This window comes from Chelatococcus asaccharovorans, assembly GCF_003201475.1.
In the GTDB taxonomy this organism is placed as follows: Bacteria; Pseudomonadota; Alphaproteobacteria; order Rhizobiales; family Beijerinckiaceae; genus Chelatococcus; species Chelatococcus asaccharovorans.
This window is the reverse complement of sequence record NZ_QJJK01000004.1, coordinates 185,975-199,403: the sequence shown is the minus strand read 5'-3', so window position 1 is coordinate 199,403 and position 13,429 is coordinate 185,975. Positions and strand designations below refer to the sequence as shown.

Below are 13,429 nucleotides of genomic sequence, written 5' to 3'. Positions count from 1 at the left end.
CCGGCAGGCAACATAGACGGGATCGTCCCACCCCCTTAACACCAGCACTTTGTTCGCCTTGAGCACCGCGTAGTGCGCCCGGCTTCGCAACGCCTGCAAGTCAGCGGAATTTGGCGTGGTCATAGGCGGAGTACTATCAGACATTTAGCCCTCTGGCGGTTGTTTGATCCGCATTCTGCTGGAGTTGTTTTCTGGGGGAGTTCAACGCGGCAATGCGTTCCGGGATAGGCAAATTCCATGTGGCCTGCGCCGGTATCAATTCCCTCGGCTTGCGAGTTGGGAGCGCGCCGAACCTCCTCAAACATTTCCCCCTTTTTGTCGGCCCACGCAGTGAAGCCAACTGCATCACAATGGCACACTTACGGATATCCGCGAATTCAAAGGGGATATAAACTCTATCACTGGTGCGAATATAACTGAACTTCCTCCTCCGGCCCGATGTCCGCCGGCCTTACGCGCCGCAGTTGGAAGTTTCGCGACGGAACCCCTCCCGGGAGCGGCCGTCGGAAGCGAGATGGTGAGCCTATGCAGAACGCGCCCGAAGCGTTAACGCATCGCACGAATGTGAGCGATCTCTCGAGTGAGCGGCTCGTCCTCGTCATCCGGACGCTCTTCGCTGCCATCGGCTTCGTCCACAATGGCGCCGAACTCGGCCCCGCCTCCGCCCAGACGGTCGCCAGCGTCTTCGCCGACGGCCCGATCGCCCGCGTCACCCTCGCAGACTCTAATCCCCCATAACTCACGAAGAGCACCCGCATATTGGCCCTTGGCACAAACTCAAGGCGTTGCGTTTTCCGCTTCTCCATATGAGGGAACATTCCAAACCATTAGGCTTCTGCGAACAATCAGGGATTCATTCCGCGACAGGAAAAGCCGCTCGCCTTCGCTTCAGCCCTGAAAACACCGCAATACCCACCGCCAGCACCGCGAGAACGAGAATCGCCGCGCTCAACGGACGTTCAATGAATATCGCAGGGCTTCCGCGAGCGATAATCATCGTGCGACGGAAGTTCTCTTCCACCATCGGACCGAGAACGAACCCCAACAGGAGCGCGGCGATCGGAAAGCCGTACAACCGCATGACATAGCCAAGTCCGCCGAACGCCAGAACTGTCCAAACCTCGAACGGATTTCGGTTTACGCTGTAAACACCGAGGCAAATGAAAACGAGAATGGCGGGAAATAGAAGCTTGTATGGAATCGTGAGGAGCCTGATCCATATTCCGATGAGGGGAAGATTCAGGACGAGGAGCAACAAGTTTCCAACCCAGAAGCTCATCACCAGGCCCCAGAACAGATCGGGCTTCTGCGTCAACATGAGCGGTCCAGGCTGGATCCCGTGGATCATCAAGGCCCCCATGATAATCGCCATCGTGGGTTTGCCCGGGATACCGAGAGTGAGGGTCGGAATGAACGCCGTTTGGTCTGCGGCATTGTTCGCCGCTTCCGGCGCCGTCACACCCTCGACTGCGCCACGGCCAAATCGCGAGGGATCTTTGCTAAGCCGCTTTTCCAATGAATACGACATGAAGGCAGCGATTGTACTGCCTGCGCCAGGCAAAATGCCCAGGATCGCGCCAACTCCAGTTCCACGCAGTGCGGCAGGAGCCGCCCGACGGATGTCATCCCAAGTCGGGAGCATCGAACGGAACGTAATCTTCGATTGCCTCGCCACATTCTCGGCTCGATCCGTCGCAGTGGCATAAACTTCCGAGATGCCGAACAGACCCATCGTCACGGCGACCATCGAAATGCCGTCGGTCAAACTGGGGCTACCGAAGGTGAAGCGCTCGATTCCGGTATAGACATCCGTCCCGATGGTCCCCAGGAAGATGCCCAGGAGCACCATGGCAAGCCCTTTCACCATCGACCCCTCGCTGATGATGGCGGCCGCAAGAAGACCCAAGGTCATCAGCGCAAAATACTCCGGTGGCCCGAATTTCAGCGCGAGGCTGGCGAGCAGCGGGGAGAAGGCCATCATCAGCAGGATGCCAACGGATCCCCCAATGAAGGAGCCGCCCGCAACAAGTGTGAGCGCGACACCCGCGCGTCCCTGCCGGGCCATGGGGTAACCGTCCAGACAGGTCGCTGCCGCGTTCGGGTCGCCCGGCACGTTGAGCAGGATCGAGGCGGTGGAACCACCATAGCTCGACCCGTAGAAGATGCCCGCCAGCATGATGATTGCGGACGTCGGCTGAAGGTGCAGAGTGATCGGAAACAGCATGGCGATTGCGGTCAGCGCCCCAATCCCGGGAACGACGCCGATGATCGTGCCGAGCAGGACGCCGAGGAAACAGAACCACAAATTGTCAGGCTGAAGAGCCGTTTGCAGTCCGAGGAGGATATTTGAAGTGAGGTCGCCGCTCATTCTGGCACCAACAGGAATGGCAGCGGGATGTTCAGAGCATAGCGAAACAGCGCGAACCCACCCAGCGCCAAACCGACCCCCAGCATCAGCACGGCCGTCAGGCTCGCCTCCCTGTCGGCCCTCGCCGAGATCACCGTCAGCAGGAAGATTGCAGGGCCGATGCCGAATGACCTCACCGTGGCCGTGAAAGCGGCCACACCGGCCGACACGTAGATGACGGCGCGCCAAGCAATCTTCGGCGCGCTTTGCGATCGCGACCACGCCGGCAACGCCACGCATGCACCGAGGATCGCGATTAATATCCCAACGCAACTGGGCACCATCCCAGGACCCATCATCCGGATGGTGCCGACTTCGTAGTGAAGCAAAGTATAAGCTGTGCCAGCGAGCCCAAACAGCACAAGAGCCACGCCGCCGGCAAGATCGCCAATATCGTGTCGGTGCATGCGGTATCTCCTGGCGAGCTTAGCTTTTGGCCAGCCCGGCAGCCAGGGCTGCAGCGCGGAAGCGTGCAAGTTCCGCCTCCATATAAGCGCGGAATTTCTCAGGATCGTCCTGCCCGCGCGCGTCGAAGGTGAACTGTTCGATCAGTTGCTTCAGAACAGCCTCATCGCGGCGTATCGCCGAAATTTCAGCGACCAGCTTGTCACGGATGGCGTCGGGCGTTCCCTTCGGCACATATAGCCCATACCAAGCCTCAACGATCAAATCGGCGAAACCCAGTTCGACGAAGGTCGGCAGATCGGGGAACATCGGGAACCGCTGCGCCGAAGTTATCGCCAGCGGGCGCAAGGCGGCCGATTCCATATGCACCCTCCCAAGAGGGAGGCTGACGAAGATCATGTCGACAGTTCCCGACAACACGTCGGTAATTGCCGCTCCTTCGCCCTTATAGGGCACATGCGTCAACTCAAGTCCGGCCTGCTTTGCCAGCATGACGCCAGTCAGATGATTGGCACTGCCGATGCCCGACGACGCATATGTGAGGCCCGGCTTCGTTTTCGCATATGCCACGAACTCGGCGAACGTGCGGACAGGCATCGACGGACTGACGACGAGAACAATCGTCGTCGCGCCGTAACGGGAAATAGGCTCGAGATCCCGCAAAGGATTGTAGGGGCCCGGGTCTATCGCGGCCGCGACGATCCCGGATGAGGTCCCGCTTCCAATCGTATATCCATTAGGAGTCGAGCGTGCGAGCTCCCGGCTTCCGATCGATCCACCCGTCCCGCCGGCCATATTCTCTACAAAAAAGGGCTTTCCGAGCCTGTCGCTAAGCTTCTGGGCGAAGAGACGGCTGACAAGATCTGTTCCGCCACCGGCCGCAAACGGCACGATGACCTTCACCTCGCGCTCTGGCCACGCAGTCTGACCGAGCGCAGGCAACGCCAGTGAGAGGAGCCCAGCGGACGCTCCTCCGCATATCACGCCGCGACGCGTAGCACTAAATTTGACAGACATAGACCCCTCCCTCGGTTGTTATTGAAATGTCCGGCCTATTCAAGCTACGGACACGCTATGGGTTTCTGCCATTCCGAGGCAGCCGGTGAACGCATCAGCCTGCGGGCCTTAAATTGGGTTCGGCAGTTGCGCGCGCGATCTCGTCGTAGGTTGGCGCCTTATCCAGTTGAAACGCCCGTCGCGCGGCCATGTAGGTTCTCGCGTCGTTGATCGCATCCACCGCGATTGCCGTTGCCCCGCGGAAGTACCAGACGGCGCACGACCGACTGTCGCCACCGCGCGTCGCGACGATCGTCCTGTCGTATCCAATATTCAGGCCAGCCGTCTGCAATTTGACCTCATACTGATCCGACCAGAACCAGGGCTGAGCTTCGTAGCGCTCGTCGGCGCCGAGCAAGGCTCCTGCCACCACTCCGGCCTGATCAATCGCATTCGGTATACTTTCCAACCGGATCCTGCGCCCCTGATAGGGGAACGAACAACAATCACCCACTGCCCAGACATTCGGCTCCGACGTGCGGCCCTGCGCGTCGACAACAATACCGTTGTCGACGGTTATACCCGCGCGTTCCGCCAACTCGGTTCGCGGGCTGACCCCGATCCCGAGAACGACGATGTCGGCATCAAGCCGGCGGCCATCGGACAGGGTGACGGTTCTCACTTCGTCGGCAACGGTCAACGACTTCATCGATACGCCCTCGATAATCGTCACGCCGCGTTCGACATGCAGGGCGCGAAAATAGTCTGACGTTTCGGGTGCCGCGACGCGTTGCAAGATACGCGGCGCCGCCTCGAGCACGGTGACGTCAAGCCCCTTGGCGCGCGCAACTGCTGCGGTTTCCAGGCCGATGTAACCCCCGCCAATGATCAGGAGCCTCCGGCCCGGATGCAAGGCCGCACCCAGCCGTTCGGCATCCGCGAAACCACGCAGCACATGGAGCGCATTGGCGTCCACATCCGGCAAACGTCGAGGTTCTGCGCCCGTCGCCAAGACGAGATCGTCATACGTGACGACCTCCCCGCTGACGATGATCTCGCGACGTGCCGGGTGGAGCGCCTCCACCGTTTCGCCCAGGACAAGCGCGACCTGCTCCTCCGCGTAGGAGGTCGCCGGCTTGAGCAACAGGCGTTCTCGGTCGATCTTGCCAAGAAGAAAGGCTTTTGAGAGCGCCGGTCGCTGATAGGGCGGAAGATCTTCGTTTCCAAATAGACTAATCCGCCCGCCGAAGCCTTTACGCCGAAGTGAAGTTGCGACCGAGTATCCGGCCTGTCCCGCGCCCACGATGACAATATGTCGCTGCTTTTCCATCGTGGTCATCCCGACTTCTGCAACCCTTGACTTCAACGAATGCACCATCTGACCGCGAGGATCAGATGTCCGCGCCATCCCGCAAGGCGGCCAGTTGCTCGTCCGATTTCCCGAGAAATGACTTGTAGACGAGCTCGTTGTCGGCTCCCAGCGGCGGCGCCGCCCGCCAGACCGCCCCGGTATAATTCATCATGCGCGGAAAGACGTTCTGCATTTTTACTTTTCCAAGACGGGGAACGTCCAATTCAATGACACTCTCACGCTCCTTGAATGTCTCGTCCTCAAGAATATCGGCGACGGTATAGATCGGAGACGCGACCACGCCGATGGCCTTCATGGCCGCCATACATTCATCCATGCCTCGGGATGCGATCCACTCCGCCAGGAGCTTGTCGAGCCTGTCCGCATTGCGGGCCTGGTCGGCGCGGTTCGAATACATATCTTCGGGCTCGCCCACCAGCTTCGCGGTGTTCAGGACGGCACGCGGGGTGCCGGAGGTAACAGTCAGCCAGCGGTCATCGGCGGTCTTGTACATGTTGATAACGGCGGCAGGGGCAGCTGCCAGCTTGTTTCCCATCCGCTGCGGCGGCTCGCCCAATTGATCGTGAAATACGACCTGCCATTCGATCAGCCGGAACAAGCCGTCGTAGAGTGCCAGGTCAATCCATTCGCCGCGGAAATCGGGATCGGTATGCTTGCGATAAAGGGCGGCCTGGACAGCATAGGCGCCCATCAGACCCGTGACTGAATCGCCGTGCGAAAACCCGGTGTGGACAGGCGGACCGTCGGGAAAGCCGGTCAGGTTGACGACACCGCTCATCGCCTCGCCCACCTTGCCAAAGCCCGGTTCGTTGCGGCGCGACGACGTCGCACCGAAGCCCGTCACCTGCAGCATGATGATCTTTGGGTTGATCCTGTTGAGCGAAGCGAAATCCAACCCCCATTTCTCAAGGGTTTCCACGCGGAAATTGGTGATCACCACGTCGGCCCAGGCCGCTAATTCCTCGGCGACTTTGCGCCCCGCGTCGCTGCGCAGGTTCAACGTCACGGAGTGCTTGTTACGCCCCGCCATCTGCCACCACAGATGGACGCCGTCCTTGTCCGGTCCCGCGGTGCGCTGCGGATCGCCCGCGCCGGGATCCTCGACATGAACGACTGTTGCGCCAAGGTCCGCCATGAGGGTTCCTGCAAGCGGTCCGGCGATCACGTGCGCGAATTCTACGATCTTCAGGCCCTTTAGAGCCCCATCCTGCTTCAACATCTTCTGATCCTTTGGGTGATAGCGGCGAGCGTTACGTGGCTCAGGCCGGATGAAGCTCGATGAGCCGACGCGCAATCAGCAATTGCTGGATTTCATTGGTACCCTCACCCAGGATGAGTAAGGGCGCATCGCGGTACAGGCGCTCCACCATGAATTCCTGCGAATACCCGTATCCGCCGTGTATCCGCATCGCCTCGAGCGCGCAGAACGCGGCGGCTTCCGTCGCGTACAGCTTCGCCATGCCGGCTTCGAGATCGGCTCGCTCCCCCGAGGCCTTGCGCCGTGCAGCATCGAAAGTCAGCAGTTCGGCCGCTCGCAAGCGCGTTCCCATTTCGGCGATCTTGATCTGGATCGCTTGGTGCTGAGCGATTTTCTTCCCGAAGGCCGACCGCTCCTGCGCGTAGCGGACAGCCTGTTCGAGGGCGCAGCGCGCGACACCGACGCCGCGCGCCGCGACATTGACGCGGCCAAGTTCGACCGCAGCCATGAAGTACTTGAACCCTTGGCCGATTCCCGCCGAGCCGCCGAGCACGTCATCATCGCTGAGCCGAAAGTTATCGAATATCAGCTCCGTCGTCTCAACGCCCTTGTACCCAAGCTTCTTGAGATTGGGGGGGATCGTGAGGCCGGGTTGCTCGTTCACAGATGGTTGCTTCCGCGCGATGAATGCGGTCATACCTTTGTGGCGCGGCTCTGCATCCGGATCTGTCACGGCCAGGAGCATCACGATACTGGATCGCAGACCGTTCGTGCTCCACATCTTCTGGCCGGACATTCTCCAGCCGTTCTCGTCACGGATCGCCCGCGTGCGGATCGCCTGAACATCCGATCCCGCGCCGGGTTCCGTCATAGAGTAGGCCGCCCTCATCTCGGCAGTGGCCATGCGCGGCAGCAACTCACTCTTCTGCGACGCTGTGCCGAATGATTGGATCATCCAGGCAGCCATGAAGTGCGTATTCAGAATGCCGGTCAGCGATATCCACCCACGCGAGAGTTCAGCCACGACATGGGCATATGTGGTCAGGTCGAGGCCAAGCCCGCCGTACTCTTCCGGAATCGTCAGGCCGAACAGTCCCATCTCGACCATCTGCTCGTACAGCGGCTGAGGAAACTCGTCCGCTTTGTCATATTTGGCCACGGCAGGTAACACGTCGCGATCGACGAATTCTCGCACCGCGCGCAGGATCGCGGCCTGATCTTCGGTAAGTTCCATACGTCCTCCGATAAGCTTTGGCCGCGTCAGCGCGCCGGAAGCGCGGCGCGCCGGAATTGCACGAATGCCTCTCCGTCCCGCACCTCACTGTGGTAGATGAAAAGGCGCCCGCGGATGATGCCGCCCATGGCCTCGCCGCTGCGCACATCGAACTCATAGGCATGCCACGGGCATTTCACGACGAGGCCATCCAGCGCGTAGTCGTATTGGTTTGGCGCCGACGGTCGCATGGTGCCTGCCACCTGGGCCCGGCACATGGGTGCCCCATGATGGGGACAATGGTTGGCAAAGGCGTGGACCGTATCGCCTCGCCGCAGCACACCGATGGTCCTGCCGCCGACATCCCGCGCGACGACCTTGCGTTCGGGGAACGTATCGACCCGGCCGAGATTGAATTCCTGCGCCTGACGGACCTGCATCGAAGAGGCTTCGGTTGTCATGCGACTATCTCCCCGCAGCGACGATGCCGCTCAGTTCCAAGGAGTTGCTGGCAATCCGGTCCAGCCATTTTCCTCCGAGCGCCGCTTCGACAGCTTGCTCGTCGTCGGAATCGAAGGGCGCGTTCGATGAAAAGACGAGCCGCCGCGACAGTTCATCCGAAAATTCCCCTTCCCATGTATCGGGACGCGTTGCTTCGCCTGCCGGGTAAGTCGTCACCCAGACATTCCGCATCACCATCGCTGACGGCTTGTCTTTGACCCACGGCATATCCGAACGGAAATTGCGCCATTCCTGATCCATGCGTCGCAACAGCGAGGGCAGCCATTTGAAGCCAAATCCAGCCAGCACCACCTGGAGACGCGGGAAGCGATAGAAGGTGCCTTCAAAAACGAGGCTCGCGAGATTTGATTCCGCCAGATGGGGCATCAGGATATGCCGCGACAGGGCATTGGTATGGGGGGCTCCGGCGAGCGGCGGGGCGCCGAGATAGGCTCCCTCGACACCTGAGAAATGAATGATGACCGGCCAATTCGCTTCCTCGACGACGCGGTACACCGGATCCCAAATTCCCTGGCCCAGCATCGCGGTCGTGAGGGGGATCGTTATGGCACCAACCCGTGAATCACCGCGATGCGCCTTTAATGTCTCAGCCGAACCGTTGGGGTCATGCGGGTTGATGACGAGCGCGATACGCGCGTTGTCTCCGGCCCACTGATCCAGGGCATGGGCATTCAAGGCATCGACGAAGACCGCGGCGGCCACCGGATCGGCCCACCCGTTCACGATCAATCCCTGATAGGGAATGACGATCGACGGCACCGTGAGCCTTTCCGGTTCGAACGCCTCGAGAGGCGGATGGCTGAAGCGGTCGGACACGCGGATATGGTTGGACGCAAGGTCGACGGCTCCGGTCCACTCATAGCGATCGAAATGCCGCGCCCACCCCTCCGGCATCCGGGGAAAAAGCGTCTCAAATCGTGTCACGCCGGCGAAGCGGCAAAAATCACGGAGCATAAGATTTGCCTCAGTTGCGGAATATCTTGGAGCCGAAAGCATCCAAAGCGTTTTGCCAGTATACGGCGTCTTTCATGGGCTCCGGTATCTTCCCAAGTATGACGTCCGGCGCGTCTGTATCGTAATGCGGATAGTCGGAGCTGAAGACCAACATCTTGTTCAGCTCAGGAATACCGAACATCGCCTCGAATTCCTTGCTGCCCGAAGCTTCATCAAGCGGCTGGGTGGCGAATTTGAAGTGCTTGACCACATACTCAGACGGCGCATGCTTGAGATGGGGCGCCGCCGATCGATTCTTCATCCAGAGGTGATCCGCGCGGGACATCAGCGCGCCTAGCCAGGAGAAGCCCCATTCCACCATGACGACGCGGAGCTCCGGAAAGCGCTCGAATACGCCGGACATGATCATGTCGACCACGTTGGCGGCACCGACCTGAGGAAGGACGGAATGCCGCTCGCCGTAGAACCTGGGCGCCCCTCCGGCCGGCCCCTGTGCGAAGGAATAGCAGCCCTCGGAACCGTTCTGATGACTGACGATAGCCAGACCCATGTCCTGGGCGGCTGCATAGATGGGATCGAACAATCGCGAGCCGAGCATCGTCTTGTTGATGAGCAACTGTACGCCGACCACTCCCTCCCGCCGACCGAGATCTCGGATCGACTGCGCAGCCGCAACCGGATCATGCTCAGAGACGGTCAGCGCCAAAGCAAAGCGGTTGTCTACGGCCAGCCACTGGTCGATCAGATATTCGTTGTTCGCGCGCTCGAAGACCGCGGCCGCCTCAGCGCTTGAAAACCGAACGACCCCGTAGTGCTCTTGGGGCAACAGAAGCGCGGTCGTGATTCCGTGCGGTTCGATCAGATCGCTCAGAACGAATTCGGGATCCGAGCCGGCCGGCCCTCCATTGGGTGGCAGCGCATCAAGCCGGTAAGTCGTGTTGGGATGAGGGTAGCGATCCCGGGCGCGGGCGAAGACGAAACCGTTAGAACTACTCTGCCCAATGCTCCGGGGAACAAAGCGCTCGCGCCACCGGCTCGAGAGATAAGGGGAAAGCGCGTCGACGCTCTTGATGAGCGGGTGGACATCGCAGTCCACGATCTTTCGCGTCTCCGTCCCACCTGTCTCATGCATCGGCTTTTTCCTCCAAAGCGCGGAACCGAGCCGCGTCGTTCTTGTCTCAGACATAACATCATGCATATTATCTTTACAACAATTTTCACAAAGGTTATTTCTAGGCACCCTTCAGATCCCGGACTGCCAATGATTTTCCAGGCCGCCACAGAGTCAGAACTGATCACCGTCGCTGGAAGGTTGCTTGCCGGCAGGCGAGAGGTCCGTGTTCTGTCGGCGATGTCGCCGCAGCAGCCCACAGAGCTCATCGGCGCGCTCATCGACGTTGCGCTGGAGCGCGACGTTCGTATCACGCTGTTCGTCGCGGACCTGGACGGGCTTTACGGCTTCCTCGACCCCGGCCATCGCGGGGCCGTCGAGAGAGGCCAGCTCAGACTGGTCGCGCTCGCCGGGGGCATTCCAGCCGTCTGGCACGCGCACATCGATCATTTTCCCATCGGGTTCTGGGACATCGACCAGGGTCTTGCGACCGGCAACATCCCGATCGACCTTGTCATCGCAGAAATGACGGGGGACCCGAACGACGGGAGTTTCGGGTTCGGCGCGATGGTTGGATACACAGCCTCCGCCTTGGCATCGGGAGCATCGGCCGCAGCAATCCTGCGCCCGGAGACAGCCCGATTTGCAAACGCCCCACGGGTCCCGCGAGACCGATTTGACGCGCTGATAACGGCGCCGCCACAGCATCCCACCGCGACGGTCGTCGCCCCTCCTTCGGCGATACAAATGCGTATCGCCGCCCATGTCGCGGAGCTTGTTCCTGATGGAGCGACGCTTCAGCTCGGGATCGGCGCTATGGCACAAGCCCTCGCCGGTTCTCTTGACGGAAAGTCGGATCTCGGAGTGCACTCCGGCATCATTTCGGGGGCATTGGCGAGGCTAGTCCGCTCCGGGACCCTGAGCGGACGCCGCAAATCCGCGGATCAAGGCCTCATCGTTGCGACGGGGGTTATCGGCCTCCAGTCGGACGAGGCTGAGGATTTGGCTGAGCGTGTGGCGCTTCGCCCGGTCAGCGAAACCCATGACGCGCGGTCGCTCGCGCGCCAGGATCGCCTTTGGGCGCTGAACTCCTGTCTTGAAATCGATCTGTCTTGCCGGATCAACGCTGAATATATCAGCGGACGTCGCGTGAGCAGCGGTGGCGGGCAGAGTGATTTCGCGAGGGCTGCTCACCTCAGCAGGGGCGGCGCATCGGTCATCATGTTGCCGTCGGCCACAGCAAAGGGACAAAGCCGCATCGTCCCGTCGCTGGCCGCGGGGCAGCGCGAGACGACTGCTCCGCAAGACGTCGATTTTGTCGTCACGGAAAACGGCTCAGCCGACCTGCGCGGTTGTACAGCGGCGGAACGTCGCGAGAAACTCATTGCGATCGCCCATCCAGACCACCGCGATGCGCTCCGGTCTCAGCACATATGTGCGGCGAGTGGGTGAGCCTGGGCAAATCCGAAGTCCAATTGAAAATAAAAGGAGGAAAGCTTTATGCACGACGCGTATCAGGACGGCTGGGTCGAGATAAACGGCCTGCGCCTGCATTATACGGAATGGGGCTCTCCTGCAAAGCCGACCCTGCTTATGTTGCATGGCTTAAATGTCACCTGCCACACGTGGGATCCCTTCGCGCGAGAGCTGCAAAAAAACTATCACGTCATTTGCCCGGACCTGCGCGGGCATGGCGACAGTGATTGGGCCCGTGAAGGCTATCGGGTGCGTCAGTTCGCCAACGATATCCATCGGTTCATCGACGCGCTCGGCACGGGTCCGGTGCATCTCGTCGGTCATTCGAACGGTGTGCGCGTCGGGATTGCGGTTGCCGGCGAGCGGCCTGAGATGGTCAGAACGCTCGCGCTCTCCGACGCCGGCCCGCAAAATTCACCGTCGGGTGCGGTCGCAATGCGCGACTTCCTGACCGCCACCACCAATCTGCGCGGGTTTCGTGATGAGGCGGACGCGCGTGCATTCTACCTGGGACATCATCCCGAGTGGCAGCCGGAGTTCATCAATCTTCATGTAAAGTATCAGCTCCGCAAAAATTGGGCTGGCAAGCTGGTCCCCAAGCAGGATCCGGATCTGCAATGGATCACCGGCTCTATCAGCCTGCCGGATGTGACATATCTCTGGAGCATGGCGAAGCGCTTGAGCATGCCGACGCTCGTGATGGCCGGCCGCACCAGCAACGTCATTGACGCCGAGGTCGTCGACAAGATGCTCGCCACGATGCCCAACGCCAAGGCCACATGGTTCGACAGCGGGCACTACTTCCTCCGCGAGAGGCCAGATGAGTTTCTCTCGTGTCTGAGCGCTTTTCTATCGGAGCACGAAGCAGCATGAATACGGCGCGGACCCGTTTTGCCGGAATGAGGAGCTTGCTCGAAGTTCCGGTCCTCAATGAAAAATTCTGGTCGAAAGTGCCAACTGCGAATGCAAGCACGATCATGCTCGATCTTGAGGACTCCGCCACACCTGACAACAAGGAAGCCGTGCGCGCCAAGATCATCGACGTCTTGAAGGACCGCAGCTATTTTGGCGGCCGCGGTATCGTGGTGCGCGTGAATAATCTCGCCACCCCTTGGGGGCGCGACGATCTTGCAGCCCTGGCTGACGCCGACGATGACATCGTCATCTGCTATCCAAAGGTGAGCAGTGGCGACGAGATCCGCGAGGTCGCCCGCATTCTGTTGGCCGGGCGCCCGAACCGTGGTCTTTACCCGATGATCGAGACGGCGCGCGCCGTTATCGAGCTGGATCAGATCGCCAATTTTGAGGGTGTCGTCGGCCTGCATTTCGGTTACGTCGATTACGCGGCTGATGTCGGATCCCGTCCTTTCAACGATGCGGGCGACGACCTGCACCCCGCGTCCGCGGGCTATGCGCGCACCAAAATCGCCGTCGCAGCGGCGGCCTATGGCTTGTTCTGCACCGGCGGATCGATGATTCCGGACTATCGTGATCTGGCGAAGGTCGAATCCTTCATCAAGGGCTGGGCGGACGTCGGCTATACAGCTTGCATCGGCCTCTCGCCCGCGCATCTCGATATCATCAACCGCGTCATGAGTCCGAACGACGCGGAGGTGGCCGCCGCATCGGAACTCTGTGCCGCCTACGAGCAGGCTGTCGCGGCAGGCGCGCCCGCGGCTGTATTGAACGGCAAGGTCATCACAAATCCGGACTACCGCGTGGCCAGCCTTCTGCTGGCCCGAGCCGGCAAAGTCTGACATCAGCGAGCCATCGGG

At 60.6% G+C, this 13,429-nt stretch carries 13 protein-coding genes; 4 read left to right on the top strand and 9 right to left on the bottom strand.

The window, feature by feature from the left end:
- Positions 1–525: 525 nt before the first annotated feature.
- A complete protein-coding gene (locus tag C7450_RS10865) occupies positions 526–738 on the top strand; it encodes a hypothetical protein (RefSeq protein WP_110374470.1) in 213 nt (70 codons plus the stop codon).
- Positions 739–853: 115 nt separating this feature from the next.
- Here the strand turns inward: C7450_RS10865 and C7450_RS10860 are convergent, their stop codons facing one another.
- From C7450_RS10860 to C7450_RS10820, 9 genes are all read right to left on the bottom strand, one after another.
- Positions 854–2,368 (bottom strand): tripartite tricarboxylate transporter permease, encoded by a 1,515-nt coding sequence (locus C7450_RS10860; RefSeq protein WP_110374469.1) that lies wholly within the window; start codon positions 2,366–2,368, stop codon positions 854–856.
- Positions 2,365–2,814, bottom strand: a complete 450-nt coding sequence (locus tag C7450_RS10855) for a tripartite tricarboxylate transporter TctB family protein (RefSeq protein WP_110374468.1) — start codon at positions 2,812–2,814, stop codon at positions 2,365–2,367. The genes C7450_RS10860 and C7450_RS10855 overlap by 4 nt, the downstream gene beginning before the upstream one ends.
- A gap of 19 nt (positions 2,815–2,833) precedes the next feature.
- Positions 2,834–3,715, bottom strand: coding sequence for a tripartite tricarboxylate transporter substrate binding protein (locus C7450_RS10850; RefSeq protein ID WP_170147194.1), 882 nt, complete (start codon positions 3,713–3,715; stop codon positions 2,834–2,836).
- Between the two features lie 208 nt (positions 3,716–3,923).
- Complete coding sequence (locus C7450_RS10845) at positions 3,924–5,147, bottom strand: NAD(P)/FAD-dependent oxidoreductase (protein ID WP_245449610.1); 1,224 nt, start codon at positions 5,145–5,147, stop codon at positions 3,924–3,926.
- 52 nt (positions 5,148–5,199) lie between these two features.
- On the bottom strand, positions 5,200–6,399 hold the full coding sequence (locus tag C7450_RS10840) for a CaiB/BaiF CoA transferase family protein (protein WP_110374466.1): 1,200 nt from the start codon (positions 6,397–6,399) through the stop codon (positions 5,200–5,202).
- A 40-nt stretch (positions 6,400–6,439) separates the two neighbouring features.
- The gene (locus C7450_RS10835) at positions 6,440–7,612 is read right to left on the bottom strand and encodes an acyl-CoA dehydrogenase family protein (RefSeq protein WP_110374465.1); all 1,173 of its coding nucleotides are present in this window, start codon (positions 7,610–7,612) and stop codon (positions 6,440–6,442) included.
- Between the two features lie 26 nt (positions 7,613–7,638).
- Entirely contained in the window at positions 7,639–8,052 is a 414-nt protein-coding gene (locus C7450_RS10830; protein ID WP_110374464.1) for a Rieske (2Fe-2S) protein, read from the bottom strand.
- Between the two features lie 4 nt (positions 8,053–8,056).
- Positions 8,057–9,067 (bottom strand): amidohydrolase family protein, encoded by a 1,011-nt coding sequence (locus C7450_RS10825; RefSeq protein WP_170147193.1) that lies wholly within the window; start codon positions 9,065–9,067, stop codon positions 8,057–8,059.
- A 10-nt stretch (positions 9,068–9,077) separates the two neighbouring features.
- On the bottom strand, positions 9,078–10,307 hold the full coding sequence (locus C7450_RS10820; RefSeq protein ID WP_146227324.1) for an amidohydrolase family protein: 1,230 nt from the start codon (positions 10,305–10,307) through the stop codon (positions 9,078–9,080).
- Between C7450_RS10820 and C7450_RS10815 the strand changes: the two genes are divergently transcribed.
- From C7450_RS10815 to C7450_RS10805, 3 genes are read left to right on the top strand one after another with little or no spacing between them, the layout of a single operon-like run.
- Positions 10,260–11,630, top strand: a complete 1,371-nt coding sequence (locus C7450_RS10815; RefSeq protein ID WP_170147192.1) for an acetyl-CoA hydrolase/transferase C-terminal domain-containing protein — start codon at positions 10,260–10,262, stop codon at positions 11,628–11,630. The two genes, C7450_RS10820 and C7450_RS10815, sit on opposite strands and share 48 nt — an antisense overlap.
- Before the next feature lie 48 nt (positions 11,631–11,678).
- Entirely contained in the window at positions 11,679–12,527 is an 849-nt protein-coding gene (locus C7450_RS10810; protein WP_110374460.1) for an alpha/beta fold hydrolase, read from the top strand.
- 35 nt (positions 12,528–12,562) lie between these two features.
- Complete coding sequence (locus C7450_RS10805; protein WP_170147191.1) at positions 12,563–13,411, top strand: HpcH/HpaI aldolase/citrate lyase family protein; 849 nt, start codon at positions 12,563–12,565, stop codon at positions 13,409–13,411.
- Positions 13,412–13,429: the final 18 nt, after the last annotated feature.